The organism is Bartonella sp. AC10YNML (assembly GCF_042196825.1).
Taxonomy (GTDB): domain Bacteria; phylum Pseudomonadota; class Alphaproteobacteria; order Rhizobiales; family Rhizobiaceae; genus Bartonella.
In genome coordinates this window covers 19,095-46,027 of the sequence record NZ_JBHIRA010000005.1, presented here as the reverse complement: position 1 = coordinate 46,027, position 26,933 = coordinate 19,095, and the positions used below count along the sequence as shown (strand labels likewise).

19 protein-coding genes are annotated in these 26,933 nt (G+C 36.6%); 10 read left to right on the top strand and 9 right to left on the bottom strand.

All coding sequences use genetic code 11. The features are described from left to right. Nucleotides 1–989: 989 nt before the first annotated feature. Nucleotides 990–2,108 (bottom strand): tRNA guanosine(34) transglycosylase Tgt, encoded by a 1,119-nt coding sequence (gene tgt, locus ACFINA_RS04030; protein ID WP_375615118.1) that lies wholly within the window; start codon nt 2,106–2,108, stop codon nt 990–992. Nucleotides 2,109–4,064: 1,956 nt separating this feature from the next. Here tgt and ACFINA_RS04025 point away from each other — a divergent pair. Beyond that, nucleotides 4,065–4,214: a hypothetical protein gene (locus tag ACFINA_RS04025; RefSeq protein WP_375606664.1), complete on the top strand. Its 150-nt coding sequence runs from the start codon at nt 4,065–4,067 to the stop codon at nt 4,212–4,214. A gap of 281 nt (nt 4,215–4,495) precedes the next feature. On the opposite strand, the gene ACFINA_RS04020 is transcribed toward ACFINA_RS04025, so the two are convergent. The 5 genes from ACFINA_RS04020 to ssb form a co-directional block, all read right to left on the bottom strand. Continuing rightward, on the bottom strand, nt 4,496–5,008 hold the full coding sequence (locus tag ACFINA_RS04020) for a peptidylprolyl isomerase (RefSeq protein ID WP_375606665.1): 513 nt from the start codon (nt 5,006–5,008) through the stop codon (nt 4,496–4,498). 18 nt (nt 5,009–5,026) lie between these two features. Next, nucleotides 5,027–5,620 (bottom strand): peptidylprolyl isomerase, encoded by a 594-nt coding sequence (locus ACFINA_RS04015; RefSeq protein ID WP_375615117.1) that lies wholly within the window; start codon nt 5,618–5,620, stop codon nt 5,027–5,029. Beyond that, nucleotides 5,610–6,128: a pantetheine-phosphate adenylyltransferase gene (coaD, locus tag ACFINA_RS04010; RefSeq protein WP_375606667.1), complete on the bottom strand. Its 519-nt coding sequence runs from the start codon at nt 6,126–6,128 to the stop codon at nt 5,610–5,612. Before coaD ends, ACFINA_RS04015 begins: the two co-directional genes overlap by 11 nt. Nucleotides 6,129–6,152: 24 nt before the next feature. Beyond that, nucleotides 6,153–8,936: a DNA gyrase subunit A gene (gyrA, locus tag ACFINA_RS04005; protein ID WP_375615116.1), complete on the bottom strand. Its 2,784-nt coding sequence runs from the start codon at nt 8,934–8,936 to the stop codon at nt 6,153–6,155. Nucleotides 8,937–9,177: 241 nt separating this feature from the next. Beyond that, entirely contained in the window at nt 9,178–9,684 is a 507-nt protein-coding gene (gene ssb / locus ACFINA_RS04000) for a single-stranded DNA-binding protein (RefSeq protein WP_375606669.1), read from the bottom strand. 330 nt (nt 9,685–10,014) lie between these two features. On the opposite strand from ssb, the gene uvrA reads away from it, so the two are divergent. From uvrA to ACFINA_RS03980, 4 genes are all read left to right on the top strand, one after another. Continuing rightward, a complete protein-coding gene (uvrA, locus tag ACFINA_RS03995; RefSeq protein ID WP_375615115.1) occupies nt 10,015–12,930 on the top strand; it encodes an excinuclease ABC subunit UvrA in 2,916 nt (971 codons plus the stop codon). Nucleotides 12,931–13,982: 1,052 nt separating this feature from the next. Then, nucleotides 13,983–14,321 (top strand): P-II family nitrogen regulator, encoded by a 339-nt coding sequence (locus tag ACFINA_RS03990; protein ID WP_375606671.1) that lies wholly within the window; start codon nt 13,983–13,985, stop codon nt 14,319–14,321. 59 nt (nt 14,322–14,380) lie between these two features. After that, a complete protein-coding gene (glnA, locus tag ACFINA_RS03985; RefSeq protein WP_375606672.1) occupies nt 14,381–15,790 on the top strand; it encodes a type I glutamate--ammonia ligase in 1,410 nt (469 codons plus the stop codon). 156 nt (nt 15,791–15,946) lie between these two features. Further along, entirely contained in the window at nt 15,947–16,492 is a 546-nt protein-coding gene (locus ACFINA_RS03980) for a hypothetical protein (RefSeq protein ID WP_375606673.1), read from the top strand. A 375-nt stretch (nt 16,493–16,867) separates the two neighbouring features. Here ACFINA_RS03980 and ACFINA_RS03975 read toward each other — a convergent pair whose 3' ends face one another. Further along, nucleotides 16,868–17,650: an ATP12 family chaperone protein gene (locus tag ACFINA_RS03975; protein WP_375615114.1), complete on the bottom strand. Its 783-nt coding sequence runs from the start codon at nt 17,648–17,650 to the stop codon at nt 16,868–16,870. A 956-nt stretch (nt 17,651–18,606) separates the two neighbouring features. Between ACFINA_RS03975 and ACFINA_RS03970 the strand changes: the two genes are divergently transcribed. After that, entirely contained in the window at nt 18,607–18,879 is a 273-nt protein-coding gene (locus tag ACFINA_RS03970; RefSeq protein WP_375615113.1) for a hypothetical protein, read from the top strand. Further along, entirely contained in the window at nt 18,866–19,051 is a 186-nt protein-coding gene (locus ACFINA_RS03965) for a hypothetical protein (protein ID WP_375615112.1), read from the top strand. Before ACFINA_RS03970 ends, ACFINA_RS03965 begins: the two co-directional genes overlap by 14 nt. 19 nt (nt 19,052–19,070) lie before the next feature. On the opposite strand, the gene ACFINA_RS03960 is transcribed toward ACFINA_RS03965, so the two are convergent. Beyond that, nucleotides 19,071–19,274, bottom strand: a complete 204-nt coding sequence (locus ACFINA_RS03960) for a hypothetical protein (protein ID WP_375615111.1) — start codon at nt 19,272–19,274, stop codon at nt 19,071–19,073. A gap of 32 nt (nt 19,275–19,306) precedes the next feature. Here ACFINA_RS03960 and ACFINA_RS03955 point away from each other — a divergent pair, with 32 nt between their 5' ends. The 3 genes from ACFINA_RS03955 (at nt 19,307) to ACFINA_RS03945 (ending at nt 22,267) form a co-directional block, all read left to right on the top strand. Next, the gene (locus ACFINA_RS03955; protein ID WP_375615110.1) at nt 19,307–19,825 is read left to right on the top strand and encodes a hypothetical protein; all 519 of its coding nucleotides are present in this window, start codon (nt 19,307–19,309) and stop codon (nt 19,823–19,825) included. A gap of 235 nt (nt 19,826–20,060) precedes the next feature. Next, on the top strand, nt 20,061–21,008 hold the full coding sequence (locus tag ACFINA_RS03950; protein ID WP_375615109.1) for a DMT family transporter: 948 nt from the start codon (nt 20,061–20,063) through the stop codon (nt 21,006–21,008). Then, nucleotides 21,005–22,267 carry an acetyl-CoA carboxylase biotin carboxylase subunit family protein gene (locus ACFINA_RS03945; RefSeq protein ID WP_375615108.1) on the top strand — a complete coding sequence of 421 codons (1,263 nt, stop codon included), beginning with the start codon at nt 21,005–21,007 and terminating at the stop codon, nt 22,265–22,267. Before ACFINA_RS03950 ends, ACFINA_RS03945 begins: the two co-directional genes overlap by 4 nt. Nucleotides 22,268–23,491: 1,224 nt before the next feature. On the opposite strand, the gene ACFINA_RS03940 is transcribed toward ACFINA_RS03945, so the two are convergent. Continuing rightward, nucleotides 23,492–26,245 carry an autotransporter outer membrane beta-barrel domain-containing protein gene (locus tag ACFINA_RS03940; RefSeq protein WP_375615107.1) on the bottom strand — a complete coding sequence of 918 codons (2,754 nt, stop codon included), beginning with the start codon at nt 26,243–26,245 and terminating at the stop codon, nt 23,492–23,494. Nucleotides 26,246–26,933: the final 688 nt, after the last annotated feature.

Sequence of the window (26,933 nt, the reverse complement as noted above, 5' to 3'; positions counted from 1 at the left end):
ATATCCTATAAATAATTCTAAAATTTGCTGAAGAATGCATTTCAACAAGTGAATAATATCTCATCATTATTTTGATACAAAGATAAAACGTCTCCCCTAAAATTATTGTTGCTTTATTTTTGCTACCTGAATACAGACCCTCCAAATCGATAAGTTATAATTTCAACTTTATGCCATTTTTATAAATTATTATAAATTCTTTTAAAAATTCTCATGATAATAGTGCTTGGTTTCTAGATTTATTAAATACCCTCTTTTAGACATCTTTAGCCCTCCCTCATCTAACAGAGGAATCGCATCAGATATCTAACTCACTATCTGTAAATTAAAATATTCACATAAATATATTATGATTATTTTCAGATAAATTCTATAAACAAAGCAAAAAACAAATATAACAAATTTTGTATAAGTATATTTATTGATATTTTATAAATATGACAATTATCGTAATTAATATTTTAATTTATTATAACATTATATCTATAGTTTTATAATATTAATAATATTACATAAATATATTTTAAAGAATATTTATATATGAAAAATTAAAAAATAAAATTACAACATTTAAAATTTTGTAATTTTATTTTAACTTTATTTTAATTTTCTAAAAATTTATCTGTTCGATTGTATATAATCCATTCTTTAACTTTAGTAATAAAAAATACCAAGTAGCTCATAAAAGTACAATTTTCATACTTCTTTAAGAGTTCGCTAACGCCTCATTAACATTGTTGCTGTAAACAGTCATCAGAAACAGAAAAACTGTTTTTCTCCGGATCAGGTAGCGCGTACCGGAGTAACAGTTTCTGTTTTATATAGTACTTAGAAAGAGAATATATGCCCTATAAAACCGCACTGTTATATCTTAAGATAGTGGATTTTATAATTTTGGAAGATGTTTCTAATTTCATATTTTTAGTTAAATTTGTAAGTGCGAGAATAAATTCAATAAAAAAATGAGGTGCTATATTTCGATTAATATTTTAGCGTCCTTGTGCCCATAGAGCACGCGTTTCAGCGCAAAAATCAGCATAACAACCTTCCTCAATGGCATCACGAACTCCCTGCATAAGTTGTTGATAATAAAAAAGATTATTCCAAGTCAATAACATCCCCCCAAGAGATTCACCAGATTTGATCAAATGATGCAAATAAGCACAACTATAATCATGTGCTGCTGGACAAAGTGACTGTGGATCAAGAGGATGTGGATCTTCTGCATAACGCGCATTACGCAAATTAATTCTACCAAAGCGGGTAAAAGCTAAACCATGACGTCCTGCACGCGTCGGCATAACACAATCAAACATATCAATACCACGAGCAACACTTTGTAAAATATCATCAGGTGTCCCTACTCCCATAAGATAGCGTGGTTTATCCTCTGGTAAAATCGGACAAGTAGTATCCAATACTGCTGTCATAACACTCTGCGGCTCACCAACAGCAAGCCCTCCAATAGCATAACCTTTTAAATCCATTTCTTTTAATGCTTGAGCAGAACGCTCACGCAGTTTCATATTATCACCACCTTGAACAATCCCAAACAATGCTTTATCTGGCTGATCTCCAAAAGCTGTTTTACAACGCAGCGCCCACCGCAATGAAAGTTCCATAGCTTCTTCCATTTCTTTTTTAGTGGCGGGTAATGCAATACATTGATCCAACTGCATCTGGATATCCGCATCAAGAAGCCCTTGAATTTCGATAGAACGCTCTGGACTCATTTCATAGTAAGCGCCATTAATGTAAGAGCGAAAAATCACACCTTGTTCAGTAATTTTACGGATTCCCTCCAGCGACATCACCTGAAAGCCTCCAGAATCAGTTAAAATAGGTCCGCTCCAGCGTGAAAATTCGTGTAATCCTCCCAAACGTGCAACACGTTCAGCTCCTGGACGTAACATTAAATGATAAGTATTTCCCAAAATGATATCTGCACCAAGATCACGAATTTGATCCATATACATAGCCTTAACGGTTCCTGCCGTCCCAACTGGCATAAATGCGGGTGTACGAACGCATCCTCGCCCCGTTATAATTTCGCCTCGACGTGCATACCCATCTTGAGCAATTTTTCTATAATGAAATGTCTTTATCATAACTCTCGTCTTTTTGATTCCATCAATGCATATCTCTATAGAAAGAAAAAAGATATCCCCTTACGAGCATTGTCATAAGCTTTATGAATTAATTTTTGATTCGCTCAATATTGTAATCAGCATCAAAAATTAAACGAGATAAAAGAACATTTCTTGTTAAGAAATCAACATAATAAAAGTGATAATCTAGCTCCAGAAAACAAGTAAAATCCTTATAATATCACACCTCAAAATACCTATGCTTAACGCACTAAAGCCTTAACAGAACTGCAAAATTATTATCTCAACAATCTCATCTTTACGTACTTTCATAAGTAATAATTTCGTACGAATAGAAGAAAGTTATGAACGCATTATACAACTTCCAATATTCTTCACTTTTACAGATAAAAAATTTTCATCTATCGGGCACCGAGAGCCTTACGCTTAATAAAAGTGCAAATGCATATTATCATTTATCCGTTCACAACATTGAGATAGCCCTTGAGATAATTCATAAAAGGGAGCTTTTTCCAATAGTTTTTCCCCACGCCAATCTCATTTGTGACGAGCAAAAGGGATGATTTTGATTAATTCAACCGCATGAATAATCTGTAAGAGACCCCTACCGTGAAAAAAGAAAGGCTTACAAACCGACACTTGTAGAAAATTCACCCTTTAGGATGGAGAAGAAGTCAATATAAGAGAAATTGAAATAAGAAAATCTTACAATATTCAAAGCGCTCTTTCAATGGACAAAATAATAATTTATCCGTTATAAATCAATGTACTAATCTAGAAAGAAACCTATCTCTAAAGTTATTTAGATATAACTTCATAAAACACAAGCCTAGAGATTACATCTTTGCTCCATTGTAATTGCAAATAAAAAAATCATGATTTTATTTTCATTATCTTGCGCAATATATTCATATAATATGGCGTTAAAAGGCTCTCCAGATTGTACAAGACAACCAACATCACAAATGTAATACTCTATTTTAAAACCTTACCTTGTATCATCCACATTGATAGATTCATCAAAATTTTTTAAAAAGCACAAGCATGAAAAAATAATTCATTCAATCTAACAGGAAAAATCCTTAATTAAACTGTAAGATCATTACCCACATGGGATAAAAATAAAATGAACCACCTATTATGAAACGCAAAAACAATTTTAAAAAACGACGAACCCTATAAATAGTAAGTACAATAAAATAGGCTATTCATACTCAAATTACATCGAACAAACCGTATTAAGATGTAAAAGCCAAACTTTGATAGAATAATCCTATTAACGACAATATTTAGAAACAGCATCAATACATTGATTTATAATAATAATTCATTTCTATATGTTGAATGAAGGGATAGCTTCTCTTATTGTAAATCTGTATATGTTAAAATAACTAAAATCATTTTCTTGCACATCACAAGAGAGATTAACGTGTAAATAAAAACACTAAAAAAAAGCACTTTTTTAAGATTCTCACATACTGTAGCTTATCATCGGGTTTTGCATCAATTTATTTTTTTCAAATGATTTTTAAGGGGCTCTCAAAGGGTCTTCAAAGGCGGTTTTTTGGGATTTCACAGACTTTTTAAAAATCTTCAAAGGATTTTAAAAGATCTTTCAAAGCCTTTTATCATTTTTGCTCCAAAATTCCAAATTTCGTTATTTTTAGCTCTTTTTGGCAATTTCAAATGTCAAAATCCATTTTGACAAAATACGCATTTAATGCTAAATTTTATACATAAAATAGTAAATTATCACGTATTCCTAACTAATCCCACCTCTTCCCACTTACTGCGAAACTTACTGTCAAACTACACATACCAAAGGCTCTGTTATAACATTGGAGGCTGAAAAAAGCATATGATGATACTGGCTTGCTCCTTCACAAGCATAAAGATGAGGGAGTTTAAATGAATGTTGGAATAGACTGAGAGATGTTTCTTTAAAAAAGCGCGTAAATGCGTAACTCTATTTGGGGCGCTCTATTCCACGTAATGAGTGTTCCTCTTATTAAAAAACAAGAGGAACCAAAGCATAAGGCAATGCGTCATCTTCATTATTTAAAAGACATTGCTTTAGATACTTTTGAAAAAGTAAAGCTGAATTAAAAAGGAGAGAGCAAGATGAGCCTTTTATTTTCATCTTTACGTCTTCCACCCAATTGAGCGGTCTCTTCGTTCGAGAAAACACCCAAACAAATCACAACCTTTCCCCAATACAGCAAACAAAATTCTCTAAATCCATAAATTAAAAGAAACTTGGTAGAAAGAATAAAGGCATAGCAGCTGAACTCTGTTAGGAATTTAAGCTGTAATCACTGATCACCACCCTATATCAGATAGGAGAATTTTCTCTTAGCAACTTACAATTGAAACCAGTATAATTTATACTATTCTACATCCGCAGCAATAATGGCTTTGGTAATTGAATCTGGGTCTGCAACAGGTTCACCACGTTTAATTTTATCAACATTTTCCATACCTTCAACAACCTGCCCCCATATGGAATATTGACGATCAAGCCACGGAGCATCTGCAAAACAAATAAAAAACTGAGAATTAGCAGAATTTGGATTCTGACTCCGTGCCATAGAAACTGTACCACGCTTATGAGAAAGATTTGAAAACTCTGCTGTTAAATTTGGTTTTTCTGCCCCCCCCATACCAGCACGTGATAAATTGAATTTTTCACCATCCTTCTTTCCAAATTGCACATCTCCAGTCTGCGCCATAAAGCCATCAATAACGCGATGAAAAATAACATTATCATAAGCACCTTCACGGACAAGTTCTTTGATACGTGCAACATGACAAGGCGCTAAATCAGCAAAAAGCTCAATAACAACTCTGCCCTTTGTTGTTTCAAGAATTAAAGTATTTTCCGGATTTTTATCCTCAATCATATGAAAAGCTCCTTTGCTTCATCTATCAACTTGTAAAGTAGCAGCATTAATAACATCTGGATTTTCTACAGATCCATTATTACTTGTGGTACCTTTTTTAATTTTATCAACAACATCCATCCCCTTTATTACTTCCCCAACAACCGTATACTGACCATTTAAAAAAGCAGCATCATCAAAACAAATGAAGAACTGAGAATTCGCGGAATCTGGATCTTGTGAACGTGCCATCCCAACAGTACCACGCTTAAATGGCTGCTTTGAAAACTCAGCCGGTATATTGGGATAATTTGATCCCCCCATACCAACGCGTTTCAGATCAAAATCTCTACTGCCTTTTTTTCCAAATTCTACATCACCAGTTTGCGCCATAAAGCCAGGAATTACACGATGAAACACAACATTATTATAGGCCCCTTCCTCTGTTAGTTTTTTGATTTGCGCAACATGTTTTGGTGCCAAATCAGGACGCAGGCGAATAACAACATCACCATCTTTGAGAGATAAAACAAGAAGGCTTGAATCATTTGCAGGGCTAGAATTACCAGCGACAGCGGACAATGAAAAAAAACAAAACACACATATCAAAACAGCAAAAATTCTACGAGACACACTTATTCTCCTCTAAAGACTGGAATTTCGAGCGCAAAGCTTGTGCAACATTGGGCGGCACAAATGGTGTCACATCACCTCCCATAGAGGCAATTTGACGTACCAATGTAGACGTTATCGCACGCCCAGAAACACTTGCGGGCAAAAAAACAGTTTGCAATTCAGGAGCCAGAATGCCATTCATCCCTGCCATTTGCATTTCATAATCAAGATCAGTACCATCACGTAATCCGCGAACGAGAAATGAAGCACCAACTTCACGTGCCTTGTCAATGAGAAGGTTATTAAATGAAAGAACCTGCAACCGATTAGAATCTGCACCGAAAAAGTCTTTCCCTACTTGGGTAATAAAACCAACACGCTCTTCAAAGCTAAAGAGTGCTTTTTTGTCACCCTGTATACCTATAGCGACGACCACCTTATTAGCTAACACAAAACACCCTTTTAAAACATCAAGATGACCGTTTGTAAGAGGATCAAACGAACCTGCGTAAAGAGCAATTTTCATGATTTTACTCCTTCCTCTTAAAAATTACTTTTCTTCGCTCATATCAATCGTATCAGAATGCTTCTCACCTTCATCATCCAATGAACTCGTATCATCTTCAGGCTCAGAAATACGTTCAACCGATACGACTCTTTCACCTTTGGCTGTATTAAAAATTGTGACTCCCTTAGTTGAGCGCCCAGCAGTACGAATTCCCTCAACAGGGACACGAATAAGCTGCCCCCCATCTGACACCAACATAATTTGGTCTTGCGCCTTCACCGGAAAAGCCGCTACTAATTTACCAATTTCAGCTGTTTTAGATGGATCTGTTGCACGAATCCCTTTTCCACCACGCCCCGAAATCCGGAACTCATAGGAAGAAGAACGTTTACCATAACCAAATTCACTCACTGTTAAAAGCATTTGTTCACGTGCATGAAGTTCTGCATAACGTTCATCTGTTAACTCTGTTTCAACACCCCCATCTTCATCATCCAGAATGACAATATCTTCAACATCAGCATCTGCACCAGCAGCACGCCGCTCATTCATGACACGTTTAATATAAGCAGAACGTTCAATGGACGTTGCCTCGACATGCTCTAAAATTGTCATTGAAATGACTTTATCGCCTTTAGCCAAATTGATACCACGAACTCCCACAGAATTACGCCCCGCAAAGACACGCACATCAACAACTGGAAAACGGATACACTGTCCATTCGCTGTTGTTAGAACGACATCGTGATGTTCTGTACAAGTTTCGACAGAAAGAATTTCATCTTCCTCATCAAGTTTCATTGCAATTTTACCATTACGGTTAACCTGAACAAAATCTGACAACTTATTACGACGCACAGTTCCACGTGTTGTCGCAAACATGACATCCAATGCGCTCCAGCTTGCTTCATCTTCAGGCAAAGGCATAATTGTCGTAATGCGTTCACCTTGTTGTAAGGGAAGCATATTGATCAAAGCCCGCCCACGTGATTGCGGTGTACCTAGCGGTAAACGCCAAACTTTCTCCTTATAAACAATCCCACGTGATGAAAAGAAAAGAACCGGAGTATGCGTATTGGCGACAAACAACCGTGTTACAAAATCCTCATCCTTCGTGGACATACCAGAACGCCCTTTACCACCACGACGTTGCGCACGATAGGTATTAAGAGGTACGCGCTTAATATAGCCACTATGGCTCACCGTTACGACCATATCCTCTGGCGCGATCAGATCTTCACTCTCCATCTCAGCGCTACCAAAACCAAATACGGTACGTCGCGGTGTTGCAAATTCCTCACGCAGAGCACTCAACTCGTCCTTAACAATACCCATAATGCGTACGCGCGATGCTAAGATATCAAGATAATCAGCAATATCCACACCAATTTTATTCAATTCATCAGCGATTTCATCACGTCCAAGGGCTGTCAATCGTTGCAAACGCAATTCTAAAATAGCACGTGCCTGTTCTTCAGAGAGATTATAAGTACCATCCTCGTGGATAATATGACGAGGATCATCAATAAGTTTAATCAAAGGCGCGACATCCATCGCTGGCCAACGTCGTTCCATTAATTGTGTACGTGCTGTCTGTGGATCAGGAGCTTTGCGAATAAGCGCTATAATTTCATCAATATTGGCAACTGCAAGGGCAAGACCAACCAAAACATGGGCCCGCTCACGCGCTTTACGCAAAAGATATTTTGTTCGCCGACTGACAACTTCTTCCCGAAAAGAAACAAATGCACGAAGCATATCAAGCAACGTCATTTGTTCGGGTTTTCCCCCATTCAACGCAACCATATTACAACCAAAGGAAGTTTGCAGCGGCGTATAACGATATAATTGATTTAAAACAACTTCCGCAACAACATCTTTTTTCAACTCAATAACAACGCGATACCCATCACGATCCGATTCGTCACGTAAATCAGAGATTCCCTCAATGCGTTTATCGCGCACCAATTCGGCCATTTTCTCAATCATTGTGGCCTTATTAACTTGATAAGGGATCTCACTCACAATAATTGCCTGCCGACCACTACGAATTTCTTCAATATCAACTTTAGCACGCATAATAATTGAACCCCGCCCTGTTTCATAAGCTGAACGGACACCAGAGTGGCCAAGGATAATACCCCCTGTAGGAAAATCCGGACCAGGAATAATTTCAATTATTTTATCGAGTGTGATATCAGGATTATCAATCAAAGCAATACAACCATCAACGACTTCACCAAGATTATGGGGAGGAATATTGGTTGCCATTCCCACAGCAATTCCCCCTGACCCATTAACCAAAAGATTGGGAAAACGTGCTGGCAAGACAACCGGTTCACGCTCACGCCCATCGTAATTATCCTGAAAATCAACAGTATCTTTATCAATATCAGCTAAAAGTTCTTCTGAAACTTTTTCTAAACGACACTCAGTATAGCGCATAGCTGCAGGTGGATCACCATCAACGGAACCAAAATTCCCCTGACCATCAATCAATGGATTTCTCAAAGAGAAGTCCTGCGCCATACGCACCAAAGCATCATAAATTGAAGCATCACCATGAGGATGGAATTTTCCCATAACCTCACCAACAACACCAGCAGATTTACGATACGACTTATTGAAAGAAAGCCCCATCTCATTCATAGCATGAAGGATACGTCGATGAACAGGCTTAAGACCATCACGGACATCAGGGAGTGCACGCGAAACAATCACGCTCATCGCATAATCGAGATAGGAGCGTTGCATTTCATCAATAATACTGATTGGTTCAATACCGGTCAGCACATCACGTTCTGGGTGTGGAGTAAGATCGGTCACAATTTAAAAACTTTCAAAAAAGAATCATTTCACTTTATTTATATCGGTTTATATCGAAAAATACACAAAAATGCTAATTTCTCTCCCATAACAAAAAAGAAATTTAACAATATTTTTCAAGATGTTATTAATTTATATTTTAAATTACCAATAATAATTAACAACTTTCACTTTGCTAAACTTCAAAAATCTAAAACAAACAAACCATAAAGCAATCATAATACTGCAACTTTAAAGCCTTTTAAAAAGGAACATCATCATCTAATTTGTGTGAAAAACTTTCTCCTAATTGGTTATTATTTTGACCAAAAGTATTTCTTTGATTTGAACTACTATTAGCAAAGTCACCACTGTAACTCCCCCCTTGACTTGCTCCCTGCTCTCCACCCGCTGCTCCGCGCCCATCAAGCATTTGTAATTCACCACGGTATTTTTGCAAAACAACCTCTGTCGTATAACGGTCATTTCCATTTTGATCTTGCCATTTTCGTGTCTGTAACTGCCCCTCAATATAAATTTTGCTCCCCTTTTTTAAATATTGCTCTGCAACTTTGACAAGGTTTTCATTAAAAATAACAATACTATGCCACTCAGTGCGTTCTTTTCGCTCATTTGTATTCCGATCGCGCCAACTTTCTGAAGTAGCAATACGCAGATTTGCCACTTGATCACCAGAATTCAAACGGCGGATTTCAGGGTCCGCACCAAGATTACCAATTAAAATAACTTTATTAAGGCTACCAGCCATCGCATAAACTCCAAAATTTTAATTTGTAAAATACTCTGTTCTATAACAGTTATAACCATCTTGACCTTCAATTTACATGTCGCAATTGACCATCAATATAGGTATTGCTATCCTTTACCAATATTGTATTCAGTGTAATTATAACAAAAGATGATAAAAACGCATAGTTTATTCCACCTCGAGAGAATAAAAAGCTGCTTATTTGTATTTTCTTCACAAAACTTATACCTTCCTTTTGCATTAAAGCAGTTAAACACATTGTAATTCTAAAAAAACAGTTTTATTCCATTTTAGGTGCTCAATTTTTGCCACATATGCCAAGGATAAAGTATGACTCATCAAAAATATATCTCCATTCGCGGTGCACGTGAGCATAACCTTAAAAATATTGATCTCGATCTGCCTCGTGATAAACTCATTGTTATAACAGGACTTTCTGGATCAGGGAAATCATCCTTAGCGTTTGATACAATTTACGCTGAAGGACAACGTCGCTATGTCGAAAGCCTTTCGGCCTATGCACGCCAATTTTTGGAAGTCATGCAAAAACCCGATGTCGACCGCATAGACGGTCTCTCTCCCGCTATCTCCATTGAACAAAAAACAACCAGTCGCAATCCTCGTTCAACGGTAGGTACCGTTACTGAAATCCACGATTACATGCGTCTTCTCTTTGCCCGTATTGGCATTCCTCATTCTCCTGTGACAGGACTTCCTATTGAAAGCCAGACAGTAAGCCAAATGGTGGATCAAATTATGTCCTTACCAGAAGGAACGCGAATTTTTATTATGGCCCCTTTGGTGCGAGGACGAAAGGGAGAATATAAAAAAGAGCTAACAGAACTTTTAAAAAGAGGATTTCAACGCGCTAAAGTTGATGGAAAATTCTATGAAATCGCTGATATTCCACCTCTTGATAAAAAATATAAACACGACATCGATGTCGTGGTAGACCGCATTGTTGTACAAAAGGATATCACCTCTCGTTTAGCTGATAGTATAGAAACCTGTTTACAGCTAGCAAATGGGCTTGCCATTGCTGAAATGGCAGACCAACCCTTAGCACAAAAAGAAACGACAAAGGAATCTGCTCATAAATCAAAAAATGATACACACAAACGGCTCATTTTTTCAGAAAAGTTTTCCTGCCCTGTATCGGGTTTTTCTATTCCTGAAATTGAACCACGCCTTTTTTCGTTCAATAATCCTTTTGGCGCCTGTCCTCTCTGCGATGGACTGGGCATAAAAAAAGCAATGGATCCACTGAAAATTGTGCCCAATAAAAATCTTACCCTCAAGAATGGCGCCATTGCCCCTTGGGCTAAATCAGATTCACTTTACTATAAACAAACCTTAGAAGCATTAGGAAAAGCTTACGGTTTCAAACTCACAGATCAATGGTGTGAACTCTCTAATGAAGCACAACAGGCTATTCTTTACGGTACAAAAAGAGATGAAATTTCTTTTATCTATAAAAATAATTCTGGTTCGCATAAAACGACCCAACCTTTTGAAGGAATCATCCCTAATATGGAGAGACGCTGGAAAGAAACCGATTCTGCTTGGTCTCGAGAAGAAATCGAACGTTATATGTCTTCTTCGCCCTGTCCGGCTTGTCACGGTTATCGTTTAAAACCAGAGGCACTTGCTGTAAAAATCAACGGAATGCATATTGGGCAAATATCAGATCTTTCCATCTCACAAGCAGATGATTGGTTTGCCAATGTTCATCAATATCTCACAGAAAAACAACGTAATATCGCCGTACGTATTTTAAAAGAAATTCGTGAACGTTTGGCTTTTTTAAATCATGTAGGATTGGAATATCTTACCTTGTCTCGAAATTCAGGAACGCTTTCAGGGGGAGAAAGCCAACGTATTCGATTAGCATCTCAAATTGGTTCTGGTCTTACAGGCGTTCTTTATATTTTAGATGAACCATCTATCGGTTTACACCAACGCGATAATGAACGCCTTTTGGAAATGCTGCAGCATTTGCGCAATCTTGGCAATACAGTTATTGTCGTTGAACATGATGAAGATGCTATTCTCACGGCAGACTATGTTGTCGATATGGGGCCGGCCGCGGGCGTTCATGGTGGAAAAATCGTAGCACAAGGAACACCGCAGGAAATTATAGAAAATTCAGCCTCTCTCACAGGCCAATACCTTTCAGGAAAAATGGCTGTTAGAATGCCAACAGAACGGCGTAAAATATCAAAATCGAAAACACTTAAAATCATCGGTGCCAAAGGCAATAACCTCAAAAATATCAATGCGAACATCCCTCTTGGAACCTTCACATGCATAACTGGTGTTTCTGGAGGAGGAAAGTCAACATTTCTTATTGAAACGCTTTTCAAAGCAGCATCACATCATATCATGGGCTCTCATCACAGCCCTGCCAGCTATGACAAAATTGAAGGACTAGAATTTCTTGATAAAGTTATTGATATCAACCAGTCCCCTATTGGACGCACCCCACGCTCTAATCCCGCAACCTATACAGGCGCTTTTACACCGATTCGTGAATGGTTTGCCGAACTTCCAGAATCAAAAGCCCGTGGTTATAAAGCAGGACGTTTTTCATTTAATGTTAAAGGAGGACGCTGCGAAGCATGTCAAGGTGATGGAGTCATTAAAATTGAAATGCACTTTTTACCTGATGTCTATGTTACTTGCGATGTCTGTAAAGGAAAACGCTATAACCGAGAAACACTAGAAATAAAATTCAAAGGACAGTCTATAGCCGATATTTTGGATATGACAATTGAAAAGGCAGAAGAATTTTTCCAAGCTATTCCCGCTATTCATAATAAAATGGAAACTCTCATTAAAGTAGGATTGGGTTACATAAAAGTAGGACAGCAAGCAACCACACTTTCTGGTGGGGAAGCACAACGTGTAAAACTTGCGAAAGAACTTTCTCGTAAAACAACGGGACGTACACTCTATATTTTGGATGAACCGACAACAGGTTTACATTTTCATGATATTTCCAAACTTCTTGAAGTGCTTCACGAACTAGTCGAGCAAGGCAACACAGTCATCGTCATTGAACATAACCTTGATGTTATAAAAACAGCCGACTGGATTATTGATTTAGGACCAGAAGGTGGAGATCGCGGTGGAGAAATCGTTGCAATTGGACGCCCTGAAGACATTATTAAAATTCCCGCTTCCTATACAGGAAAATTTCTAAAAGATGTTTTACTGCGCCCATCCCTCTATAATTCCAATTCTTAAAAATGCTTCCCCTTATAAAACACAGCATACGAACAAAGCCTGTACTTTTATTGTTACCTGTAAACCAACACCTAATTCCAGTGGTGCAACATGTTGGAAGCAAAGACTAAAAACAATTTAGCGCTTTATAAGCTGTTTTATTTTAGTTTTTGTATTGTCAAATAGCGGCAAACATATTGCATAGCTCTATTGGGTGTAATCTCTGAAACGAGAAGACAACCTAATTTTGAAAGGATATGAAGTTTTAAGGGTATAAACCAGTTTCCATCTTTACCCTCCCCTTTTAATTCATCTTTACGATTTTCAAAAACATCTACAGCAATATTTTAAAAAGAATGAAGATTGCGCATTGCTTCACGCTTTTGTTTATCGCATTCTTTAATGAGATCTCGCTCCTCACGAAAAACAAAACGCCCCAAATAGAATATATTTTCGTTGCCAATTCACACGCTTGTTTTAAAAAATATTTTTCAACACTCCCAAATCCAGTTCACGACATCACCTGAGAATGGTAAATTAATTATTATACACCACTATCTTTGTGCTTTTAAGCAAGTGCAAACTAACACCTTCATTTCCAATATTTGCGCTCTCCCCTAATCTCTAATATTGTAATAACCTTTGGTTATCGAGAGCTTTCATAAAAAGCATTTATATTCCTTTTTCAAATGTTTTTATCCACACACTCATATCTCTTGATATACAAGGATATAGCTTTGATGAGACGATCTAAAATGAGAAAATCTTACGCTATTAGAATTCCTCATGCCATATAGAAAACGTCTAATTATCCTTATAAGTCAATGCATTATCCCCCAAAAAGGAAGCAAACTCTCTTAATGATATTATTTTGATTCGCTTATAAGGATTATAAGTTTTTTCCAAAACAATAATATTTCACTTTAATTTTACAAAAGAAGCGCCTCTCCAAGAATATATAGTATCATCATTTCCGACTTTTTGTGCACAAAGTATCTGTTGGACATCTTACAGTTGTCAATATAATGTGATGCAGTCTAAAAAGACAAAATAACGTTGGAGATAATTTCAGCATGAAAAAAATTGAAGCCATTATAAAACCTTTCAAACTTGATGAAGTGAAAGAAGCGCTTCAAAAAATTGGGTTACATGGTATTACAGTAACAGAAGCGAAAGGTTTTGGTCGTCAAAGGGAACATACAGAACTTTATCGTGGGACGAAATATGTTGTTGACTTTCTCCCTAAAGTAAAAATTGAAATTGTCGTGTCCGATGACAAACTGGAACAAACTGTTGATGCAATACGTAAAGCAGCCCAAACCAAACATATAGGAGATGGAAAAATATTTGTCTTTTCCATTGATGATGCCATTCGTATAGGGACTGACGAAACTGGGATCGATGCCCTTTAATAGATAACGAAAAAATTAGTCTTTTTATCCACCTCAACGCCACATTAAGGAAATTGAATATGACAACCGCATCAGATATTATCAAACAGATTGCAGACAACGAAATCCGTTTTGTTGATTTACGTTTTACTGATCCACGAGGAAAATTGCATCACATCACAATGGATATCGCAGAAATCAGCGAGGATACTTTTAGTGATGGTGTTATGTTTGATGGCTCTTCAATTGCTGGTTGGAAAACAATTAATGAATCTGACATGGTTTTAATGCCAGATCCAGCAACAGCACATATTGATCCTTTTTTTGCTCAATCTACTTTGGTCATATTTTGTGACGTACTTGACCCTGTCTCTGGTGAGTTTTATCGTAGAGATCCTCGTTCTATCGCCAAAAGGGCTGAGGTTTATATGAAATCTTTAAACATTGGAGATACAATCAATGTGGGTCCAGAAGCAGAGTTTTTTATCTTTGATGATGTGCGCTATAAAACGGACCCTTACAACACAGGGTTTAAACTCGATTCAAGTGAACTTCCCTCCAATGATGATACGGAATATGAAACAGGAAATCTAGGGCATCGCCCACGAATAAAGGGAGGCTACCTTCCTGTTCCGCCGATTGATTCTTGCCAAGATATGCGTTCTGAAATGCTCACAGCACTCAAAGATATGGGTGTACAGGTCGAAAAACACCATCACGAAGTAGCAGCGGGCCAACATGAATTGGGTATTCGTTTTGATACACTTGTTCGCGAGGCTGACAAGATGCAAATTTTTAAATATGTTGTACATCAAATAGCAAACAGTTATGGGAAAACAGCAACCTTCATGCCAAAACCAGTTTTTGGTGATAACGGCTCTGGAATGCATGTCCACATTTCCATTTGGAAAGATGGCAAACCCATTTTTGCAGGAAATGAATATGCTGGACTATCAGAAACCTGTCTGTTTTTTATCGGTGGTGTTATTAAGCACGCAAAAGCAATAAATGCTTTTACCAACCCATCCACAAACTCCTATAAACGTTTGGTTCCTGGTTATGAAGCTCCTGTTCTTCTTGCCTATTCAGCACGTAATCGTTCTGCATCTTGCCGTATTCCAATGAGCTCCTCACCAAATTCAAAACGCGTAGAAGTTCGTTTTCCAGACCCAACAGCAAATCCCTATTTGGCATTTGCAGCCCTTTTAATGGCTGGTCTTGACGGTATCAAAAACAAAATTCATCCCGGACATGCTATGGATAAAGATCTTTATGATCTTCCCTTAAAGGAACTTAAAGAAATCCCTACTGTTTCAGGAAGCCTGCGTGAAGCGCTTGAAGCACTTGACAAAGATCGTGGCTTTCTTAAAGCTGGCGACGTTTTTGATGATGATCAGATTAATTCCTTCATTCAAGTAAAGATGCAAGAAGTCTTGCGTTACGAAACAACACCCCATCCTGTTGAATTTGATATGTACTATTCTGTTTAAACAATTAATACGCATTCTTTTGATTTTAAAAATGGAGGCAAAAGCCTCCATTTTTGTGGATATTCGTCTCATGCAAAAGCGCAAGAGGCTTTTTGCTCATCCGCTTTTCCTTTATAATGTGTTGAATCTCTTCAAATGAATTAACAAAGGTTTCTAATGCCGCGAATTTGTTTTCTCGTTCCCGTTCTTTTATGCATTGTCTTTATCACATCAACAACTAAAGCACATACAATAACCAACCAAAAGCTTACAACTCTTGAGAAAGCAACATCTGCTTATAGTAAAGCACTTAAAAATGCCGATGCAAATGCCATCTTAAATGCTATTCCTCCCCAAATCATCAACCGCTTAACCGCCAAAAAAAATCTTAATCAATCACAATTTCTACAAATTATGAAAAGCCAAATAGAACGGTTGGCAGAAAGTTACAAGATTGAAACAATCAACATTGATCAAAAACAAAAACGTGAAGGGACACTTGATAATGGCATTCCTTATTTTGTTATACCCGTGGAGCTTGTAACCGCAACAAATGCTGGAAAAAAATGCTCTATTCAAACTGAAATTATTGCCCTCCTTCACGATAATGAATGGTATTTTATCCGTGGTAATGACGAAGCAATCTTAAACATAACCAATGAAATATTTCCTGGACTTGAAAAAGTAAAAATCAATCCTCTCAAAATCACAAAAATAATGTAACAGCAAAAACAACACATTGATTTATAAATGAATTAGAAAGCTAAATATCGTAAGATTCTCTCATTTCAAATCTGTGTATATTGAATCAATAAAGACCATTTCCTTGCGCGTCAAAAACGGGGCTAGCATATGAGTAAAAACTGTACAAGAAAGAACTAAAAATGCCTCTTATGAACCCTCTCAAATACCAAGGACTGTTCGCAACACCTACGAGCTGGTAAAGTGTATGATGGTACTGGCTTGCTTCTTCACAAGCGTAAAGATGGTGGTGTTCAATGGCTTTATCGTTATACCATTCATGGTTGTCACCGTGAAATGGGCTTGGGTACTCTTTGAGAGATGTTTCTTTAAAAAGCCCACGGAAACAAAGAAATCTTATAAACATACTGTAGCAATTGTAACCGCAGCATTAAATTCAACTTTTTTATGAGTACGGCGTGCTATTGTTTCTTTATCCCTTCCCCATTGTTCCATCATCCAATCTTCATCTAAATGGGCAATAGACCATGCATGATCAGCATCAATCTTTCCCGCAGCAACCGCAAGAGCAATGAGAGCAGATCCCGTTAAGGTCGTCATCATATGAAGTGCAGCAAGCATATAAGGAGATTCAACTCTACGTAAATAATTACTGACTGCTTGAAGTGCTTCTGGTGATTGTTCCACATGCATTAGCCCTTCTGTCAAATAAAATCGCGCCCCCAATTTTTCTTCTGCCCAATCTAATAAAGGATCCCACTGTTTAGATTGTTTTTGCACCAGCTCTTTAGGTGTCTGCGCACGATAAAAGATCATATCACATACAACGAAACGCAATAAATCTTCAAACACAGCCTGCATATCATCAGCGATACCATCAATAACTGTGTTAACCAAACGCGTCATCGGCATTTTTGCAGGATCAACAACGTGCTTTTGGCTCTCAAATTCCTGAGCAACGAATTCAGCAAACACTTGCGTTGGCACATAAAAATGACGCCTTGCGGGCGTCTTAACAGAACGTTCATCTAATAAGATAGTAAAACCTCTTTCCTCACAAGCAATTTTCACTTGTTTATAAAATCGTTTTGGTAACGGCTGACATGAAAAATTTTGAGTCTGTTGAACGGAAATCTTTTTATTCAATGGCATATCAAAGTGATCCAAAATCCCACGCATATTGTTTACCTCTGATCTTTTTAAGAAAGAGACTATTTTTTCTAAGTTTTATATATTTTAATAAGATTTAATCCACCCTTCCCACACCTCAAAGAAGGAAAAAGATTCTTGCCAACCTCACTCTAATTTAAGAGTTATATTTCATGTTTCTTTTACAAACAAGCCAATGATGATACCTTTTCATATATTCAATACAGTCACAACTGTAGAATATTTTTTAAAAATATTATTTTAATTAAAAAGTTAAATATATTGAATGAGATGGTAAAAGCAATCGTGTTTTACCATTCTGTTCGTTATCCACTTACAATAGTGCACTTGATACGAACAGCTAAAAAATACTTTTTGCAAAATTTTAAAGTAGAAAAAAGCTTATTATCCCCAAAAGAACAGTGTGCTTTACACATCATCAACCTTTGCTTCACCATTCCAATAATTCTCTAACATATCCAATAAACACCCCCTGCATAGAATCTTTTCTCCCTAATAACTCCCCTAAATAACGATATTTTATGGCAATAGGGCAATGACAAGACAAAATTATAATCGTAAATTTTCTTTTACCTATACATATGTTTTCTAAAGCACTAAATTATTTAACTTATTTTTCTTAATATACTTCACATACTGCACTAGCTTAAATTTAATTGTATAATTATAGAGTGTAGAGGTCGTGAAACCTGAAAATAATACTTTAATACACTTGGCCCTGCAGAAACTAACTGTGCAGCTGTGGCTTAATAGTGGCTTGACAATCATAATCAAAATATTTTTTCCTCTGATTCAGAATCGCGTATTATCTTATACGCAACTCTTGAAGAAGCCTTTGATGAACTCGCTCAGAAAAAGGATGGTTATCTCCTAAGCTGTGCGGCTTACCCCGACTTGCATACATTTATATTCACCCGTTTAGGTGACATGCAATTATTTAATAGCTTTTCATGCCTACCCATTCTATGGTTTTAGCTAAACACAATAAGGCTGATGAAATTAAAATCGTAGCGACTCATCCTACTCCGCAATCTCTAGTGGCTCCTCAATATGACAAAATATTTGCCAACAGCCATGCTGATGCAGCCGTTCTTTGTAAGGCTAAAAAAGCCGATGCTAGTATCACAATATCGTTTGCAGCAAACCGTTATAAGCTGAATATTATGAAAAATTTTGGACAAGTGCCAATGGCTTTCTTGCTCCATTCGCTAAAGTCAGCTCATCATGAAACAATCTGAAGCACTTCTTTCTATTGTTAACTTGGTTGACAAATTTCGTGTGCGCCAAGAACGAGATGGGAGCATTAAGGAACCAACTTCAGCAGATAGTGATATAATCAATGAATTGATCACTCTGCTCAATCATCATGCAGATATAATTGACGGGGATTATATCCGGAACTTTTGGTGACCACTTCTGATGATCTTCATCAGTGAATGCTCAGCGGTTTAACTACCCCTCCTAAACTTGATAACACCTTGACTGCTTTCAAAGCGCCATTACCAGATGCTCCCTTGTTTTTCTTGGCTCCAATGCGTGCAACAAATGAACCTGATCCAGAAGGATTCCGACTGGAATTAGACAGGATATCGTCATGAAACGGACTATCTTGCCGACGCCTCAAAATATACAAAGGATTATGTATCACCTTTTCAATGTATAAAAATGGGAAGAGCATCAAAAGGTTTTTTAGAAGGCAATTACATTGTTTTATTCCCAAAATCTGTGCAACTGCTAAAAAAATTGACAAACAAGCATTTGCTTTGTTTGTTCAGCAAACTCTTTGATATTTACAACAAGCAAACAATTGTGAAAGCTGAAAATTTACTCGGTCGAGATAGTAAATTCCTGTTCAGTCAATTGCATAGTCGTAACTTATCTAAAGAAGACATTTACGATGTTCACTGTTTATGGGGGTATTATCATGACTATGCACATCATACTGGACCGCAACCATTAAATAAGAATCTGTATATAAAATTAAATTGGTTTACAGATCTTCTAGAAGAAATTAAAGTTAACTTAGTTACAGTGTGTATTATGCTAGAAGACTGTTCAAAGTTTTGGAAAGAAATAACTGAATTTATCCTCTTAGAACGCATATTTCGTTATCCAAAAGATTCTGATCAGCATATGACATTCGATGCTGGTACAGGGATCTTGCTTTTTGAAATATTGATGTGAAACAAAGCATTGATTGAAACGGATCAAGGAGGTATCTTTAATTTGGAGCATCTCAAACAAGTAATAGCATTGATGATTGCAGCTATAAAGCACTTGAAGCATTAGATGATGATGCTTATTTGGCAGGAGCTAAGGATTATATCCAAAATAATCTTGGAAAACCACAGACCTCAAAGTCACGATTTAACTTTTCAACATCATCTTATGCACAGTACATTATTGGGGGATTAAATCATTGAGTTTCTTAAAAGGACGGTTATTCCTGTTTACCTTTGCTATTCTAGCATTGTTTTCCATAAGTTGGTTATTATCTAAGAATTTGGTTAGCAATATACCCGTCATGCATGCGGTTGAACTTAGGTTGTTTGCCACCGCTGCCGCCTTATGGTTAATTGCACTATTTCGTGAGAAAGCCGTTTTCAGATCCCTACCATTGCTTTCCATGATACCTGCTTTTTTTATTCTCTCAGTGTTAGGATTCTCGCTGTATTTTGTATGCAGTTTTGGTGCATTAAAATCACTCAAAGCTAGTGATTTAACCATGGTGCTTGCTACTATTCCAGGGATTACTTATATATTAGGTGCATTGACAAATGTCCTTAAATTCTCATGGCTGAAGCTTAGTGGAGTGATAATTGTCAGTGTAGCAGCTGTAGCATTCAATATAAACAGTGGAGAAGGTGGATATTATAACCTGATAGGAGTAGGTCTTGCCTTAACAGCAGCACTTTCTTACTCTGCTTATGGCTTATTGTCTAAACGTTATCTTAAACATTTACCTTTGCTCACCTCACTGGCTTGGATTACAACAATTTCTGCCGCATCATTTATGCCATTATTCATTTTTGATCCTGCCCCACTCTTATATCTTAAGTTAGAAGATGTATTTAAGATATTGATTTTAGGAACTATTTGCTCGGCACCAGTTTACGTTTTGTACCAAAAAGTTTTAGCTGAGGGAGGTGTATTATACGCCAACACTATTGGCGTATTATCCCCTTTTGCAGTGGTTACATGTGAATGGATAATCGGCTCGAGCCCTTCTCTCAACATTATCAAAATAATTGCTATGATGATGGCTGTTATAGGAATGACATTCTTATTTATAGATGCATCAAAGGTATCTGGATGGCAACAAAAACGTCGTGCCACAAATTCCAAATTTAATAAGGAAACAAAATGAAAAAACTCGCGTTAGTTTGCCAGCGCAATACAAAGCTCCCGTTTATATTTGAAGCAGCACAAGCAGCTAATATCGAATTAGTAATGATCTATGATACCGCTGAAAACGCCCCTATTCAACACCTCGCAGCAGTCAGTGAAACTTGGAAACTTCCTGTTTTTGATAAGCCAGAGGCAGCTCTAGACGCTTTTGCAGCAGGCGTAAAAGAACGCAATATTGCTGGGGTTATGACCCTTCGCGAAGAAGCCATTCTATGGACAACTTTGGCTGCCAAAAAAATCAACACTCCAAGTATTGAACCAGAAGTAGCAGCATTAACCAGAAACAAATATCTCATGCGTCAAGCTTTTGCTAAAGCAGGCTTAAGAACACCAAAATTTCTGTATATAGATAATCCAGAAGACCTATCACAAACACAAACCTTAGACTATCCGCTCGTTATTAAACCCGTCTCTGGATGGGCGAGTACAGGCGTCATGTTAGCTAAAAATCCTGAAGAATTTTCTAAGCTCATCAAAGCTGTATGGAATATTCAGCATAAAGATATGGCACGTTTTAATGATAAAAATAAACCTGTAGGTTTAATTGTAGAACAATATTTGCCAGGAAAAGAATTTGTCGTAGAATGTTTTGTTGATACAACAGGTGTGCATGTTTTAGCCGTTGGCGACAAAGGACAACCTGAAGGACCATGGTTTGAAGAAACAATTTATCGTCAACGCTGTGATATAGATGATCCTTTAATTATTGCTTTATGTGAGGCTGCATGCTCTGGAGTCAAAGCTCTTGGTATAAATATGGGAGCTGCCCATGTAGAGCTACGCCTAGATGCTAATAATTTACCTTATATCATTGAGATCGGCGCTCGTATAGGTGGGTCAGGTGTCTCCCATTTTATTGTAGAACAAGGTACAGGAATTTCATTTGCAAAACTCTGTATGAATGCCGCTTTAGCTGAACAAAATTTAGATCTTCCTGATGTCCTCCCAGCTAAAAAAGTGGCTGCAAATTATATTATTCCTCTTCATGGGTATGGACGCTTCTCTGGATTTTTAGGTCTCGATAAGGTCGTACAACATCCACAAACTAGCAGAACTATCATTTTCTTTGAAACGGATCATATTTCACCACCTCCACCAGCATTTGGTGGATATCCTGGCTTTATTTTCTCTGTTCATGCCTCAAACAAAGAAGCGTGCAATTACCATAAATGGCTTGATGACACTTTAAACATCATATGGCAAAATACTGACTTATAAAAACAATTTATTTTTTTGTATGTTGAATGAGCGTTCCCAATATTGAAGAACTCTCTCATCCCAACCCTGTTTATATTAAATCAGTCAAAAAAATTTTCTTACACGTTACAAAAGAAGTAAAAATGCCTCTTATGCATCATCTTACGACAAGAGCTGTAGCAAAAAACATTGGAAGCTGGCAAAGTGTGTGATGGTGCCAGCTTGTTACTTCATAAGCGTAAAGATGGGAGGCTCAATGGATTTACCGTTAGACCATTCAAAAATGCCGTCGCGAAAGGACTTTTGGAACGTTGAGAGAACTCTCTTTAAAACAAGCGCGTAAAACTGCACCCACTGGAAATACCATATTTATCAATAAGCCGATAAAGATATTTCTCTTACCCTTTTCAAAACCTAATGATTGAGGAAGCGATGATCTACTTTTACACCCCATTTTAATAGACTCTCTTCAATATCTCCATATTTCAAACCATAAAGAAAACTTGTCATCGACTTTTTCGATATGATCAATCTCTTCTCCCCACGCCTTAAAGAAAGAAGAAAATCTTACCACTTTCACTCCGATTTAAAAGTTATATTTCATCTCTATTTAACAAACAAAACAACGGCCTTGTTCATCTATTCAGCAACAATTCTAACAATTTCTTCAAAGGATTTATCTTGATTTTAAAATTAAAGATAGTGAATCTTATGGTGAAAGGAAGCACACTTTACCACTTTTCTTATTCCCCACTTACAATAATGCACTCGATTCTAAAGCTTCAAAAACGCTTTTTGCAAAATTTAAAAGTAGAAAAATGCCCATTATCCATGAAACTATAGAGTTGTGCATTCTTTCTCTTCACATATCCTTAAAAGCAAAGGCTCTCAATCAGCACAAACAATATTCCCCTGCCTTTTTTCATGCCTGATATCAGCATACCTTACACAACGGTGTTTTATGGCATAATAAGATAACAATGCTGTTCTTTTAAAAAGATGATAACGAAGGTATCCCAAATATTTATAGCCAAAACAAGACAAAAAAATTTAGAATCTAATAGACCAATTTTTTAAAAGCATTTAAGAAATGCTATACTCAATAAAAATAAATCAACGTGATACTTTCATATTTATTAAAGCACATGGGACTATTGTTAAAAAATTCTGCACAAACAATGGTTTTAGTTCTCGACAACAGAACAAGATTTTGAAAATCACATTTATTATTTTTAAAAAGAGTGATTAAAAATGATAGCGCAATCCACCAGAAAAACGAACTCCAGAAAAACCCGCCTTTGTTAACGTATGCTGATAGCCAAGATCACTGTAAAGTGTAACTTTAGAAGAAAACTGTGAATTGACACCCAAGCCAACCTCTAAGGAAGAACCAAAAGAACTCAACTGGAAAACATCTTTAAAATGAACAAATTTTTCTTTATCAAAACAATGAGTAAGATGAATATTGCCATAAAAAGAAGTGATACGATCCTTTTCAAATGCTGAAAATGTTTTATTTAAACGCCCACCGATACGCACCAACCATTGACCTATTTTTTTCATCTCAACATCAAATCCATCAATATCACGAAACTTATTAAATTGAAGATGTTGATAAATAAGCTGAAGTTGCGGATCAAAAATAAGATCTTCATATCCTGTCATAAACACTTTACCAGCAGAAAACGAAACGTTGAGAGGATTTGCTTTTAATGTCGCCGTCTTACCCCAAGCATGGGTAAGCACATCCCCTTTAAACAAACCATAAGATAAAAGACCATCTACATAAAAACCAGTGTTGTTTTCCACACTAGCGTATGCCGTAAATGACCATTTATTAAACGTACTCTTTTGGCTTCGTTCCACGTTACGAGGTTGTAAGGAAAGCTTTCCATAGGTTCCCATAATCCCAAAAAATGTCGTACTATATGCGCTTTCTATTGTTTTGAGCAAAATATCTGTTTTTATAGCGTTATAATCAACATGACCATCGTACCCATATTTAAGTGTAGAAAGATCTGAGACATAACGATAACGCCCACCATAACTGTGAATAGATAAAGCAAAATTCTCTTCGTTTTTTAACAATTTACGAGAAATAGACCGCGTAGCTTGCAACTGTTTTTGTTGATGACGAATATCCATGAGTCCAACATGAAACAAAGCATTTGGTAACAAAAGATAGGTCGGAACTTGTGGAACAACCTCTCTGACCTTTAACTCAGAAGGGGGAATAGCAGACACCTCTAAAACAGGCTGAATATATTTACTTTCAAGGCGGAAATCCCAAAAGTCTCCATCTCCTTCAACCAATCTTTGAGAAGTTTGTGCATTTCCAAGAGAAGAATTCGGACCATAAGCATGAAGATAATATTGGTAAGGCAAACCCTCTAATGCAATATAAGCACGATCTAACTGAAAAGAATCTTCTGCCGCTTTTCCAGAAACCTGAATAAGTGAAATACTATGAGCCTTTTCACCGGTTGCTATCTCCCCCTGATTTCCTGGAACAAATTGCACATAAACTGTGGTTTTCCCAGAAACATCACCATGTATCAAAAGTCGGTCAGTCTGTTTATTATCAAGCAAACCATCACGACTGAGATGTGTATTGAGATAAATATCTGCACTATCTTGCGCACTATAAACTTCTTTCTCTCCCTTCCCAATATAAAGTGTCTGATACTCCTGAAACATTGGCGTTTCAAAAGCAATCAAACTATCAGAAAGTTTTACAAATGAAATAAATGAACTTGTACGGTTTGCAATATGTGAATCTATCGCCCTTCTTTTTGTTACGAACCATTTTGATCCTCCTGTTAAATAAAGCTCAGCAATAGAACCATCAGCAACACGAGTTCCTCCTATCAATGAAGAAGAATCAGCCAAAATCGCTACAGCCCCCCCCTTTTCAGCTGTTAATAATAAGTCACCCAAAATTTTTGTGCCTTCTGTTACTGCAATATAACTACGACTGTTATGACTATGAATAGCTGTTCCATCTGCAACCTCAAAAACCGTCCTTTTCAAAAAGACTAGTCCTTGTTCGTACGCATTGTTCCCTCCCCCCATCTCAAAATGCATACCATGTTTGTTACCGATTGCCTTAATTGTTGAATCTTCAATATTAACCCGCGAAATTAAAATATTTTCATTCCAGCCAACATTGGATTGTGCCTTAGAATCTTGTCCAACCATTAAAACATGAACATTTGTAGAAACAATATTAGTCTTCTTCAAATAAACAGAACCACGCTGGTCTACATTGAAAACTGTATACGCAATTTTTTCATTTGTATTTTCTTTATCTTCTGTTTTTTGACGTTTTGAAGTAATGGTAACATCATCTAAAGTTGCATTTCCCCTTATACCCACATAAAGTGCAGCGGCATCATTTACATCAATAAATCCACCCGTCATCTGAATGCCCGCATCAGCACCAACGAAAAGAGCACTCTCTCGACCAATACCCTGACCTTCTACTTTAATTTTTGTATTCGTTAACCTAACAGCTGCTTCTTGCTTCTCTGCATAAGCAGCTATATGAGAAGCTTCAATTGTTCCACGATTGACCTCAATTATTCCACTATCAGCTTTAAGACCTACTGATACATTTTTAAAAGCTGAATCGCTTAAAACAATTCTTCCCCCTCGTGATACAACAGCACCATAAATATCTTCTATACCTGAAATTCCTTCAACCTCTACACGCATTGCCTGAATAACTGTATTAGGCTCCTGTACTACTATAGCAGCAGGCAATATGAGAGAACTACCTTCCCCATTCTTTTCTTTAACAGGTGCAGTGAACTTATATATTTTATCACTAATTGTATGCTTTGCACCATCTCTGCATTCATAAGGTAATTTGTTTTCATCACATGACAGTAATACAAATGAACGAGAATGTGCCTCAATATTTGTGTTTAACAAAAAAGAAAAAATAGCTGCCGTAAAAACACACGAATATAAGCGATTTTTAGATACCTTGCTTATCATTATTTTCAAAACTTTCTTTTTCTCAACAAACACAAAAAATGCCGGTAAAAAATAAACCATACATTAAATACGATAAGAATAAAATAAACAAAGTTATTTTACTATTTTACTGATAAATGACAGCATTTCATAATATGTTTTGTATTTTATGTAAAGAAAGAACAAAAAACTTAATAATACCATTTAGGATTACGCTCTCTTAAAGAACTAATCCCCCAATTGCTGAGAATGGCAACACAAAGTGTCGGAAAAATAATCTCAAAAAAACTTGAAGAAAGGCAAACTTTGGAGAGATATAATCTTAAATTTCTTTCACTACCCAAAAATAAAAATACAATAAAATGAGAATAATTGTTAAGATTTAAAAACTCAAAATGTCTTAATAAAAACACAACACTATGAAATAAACTATACAAAAGTTATAATTGCACCATTTCTTCTACAACAAAAACCTAAGGAAATGCTCACTAGCGTATAAGTTAATGTAGGTATCTAATTCTATATAAAAGCTGTAAACTACCTAGTGAAAAAATTGAATAAATTTTCTCGTAAGTTCCTATCATCAATGTTTTCAATTCATCAATAAACCACTCTAAAAGATATCATCTCGAAATAGACCATAAAATGAAAAGATATTTACATCAAAATTACTTGCATAACGCTTTAATATCTTCTGATAAAATTTAAA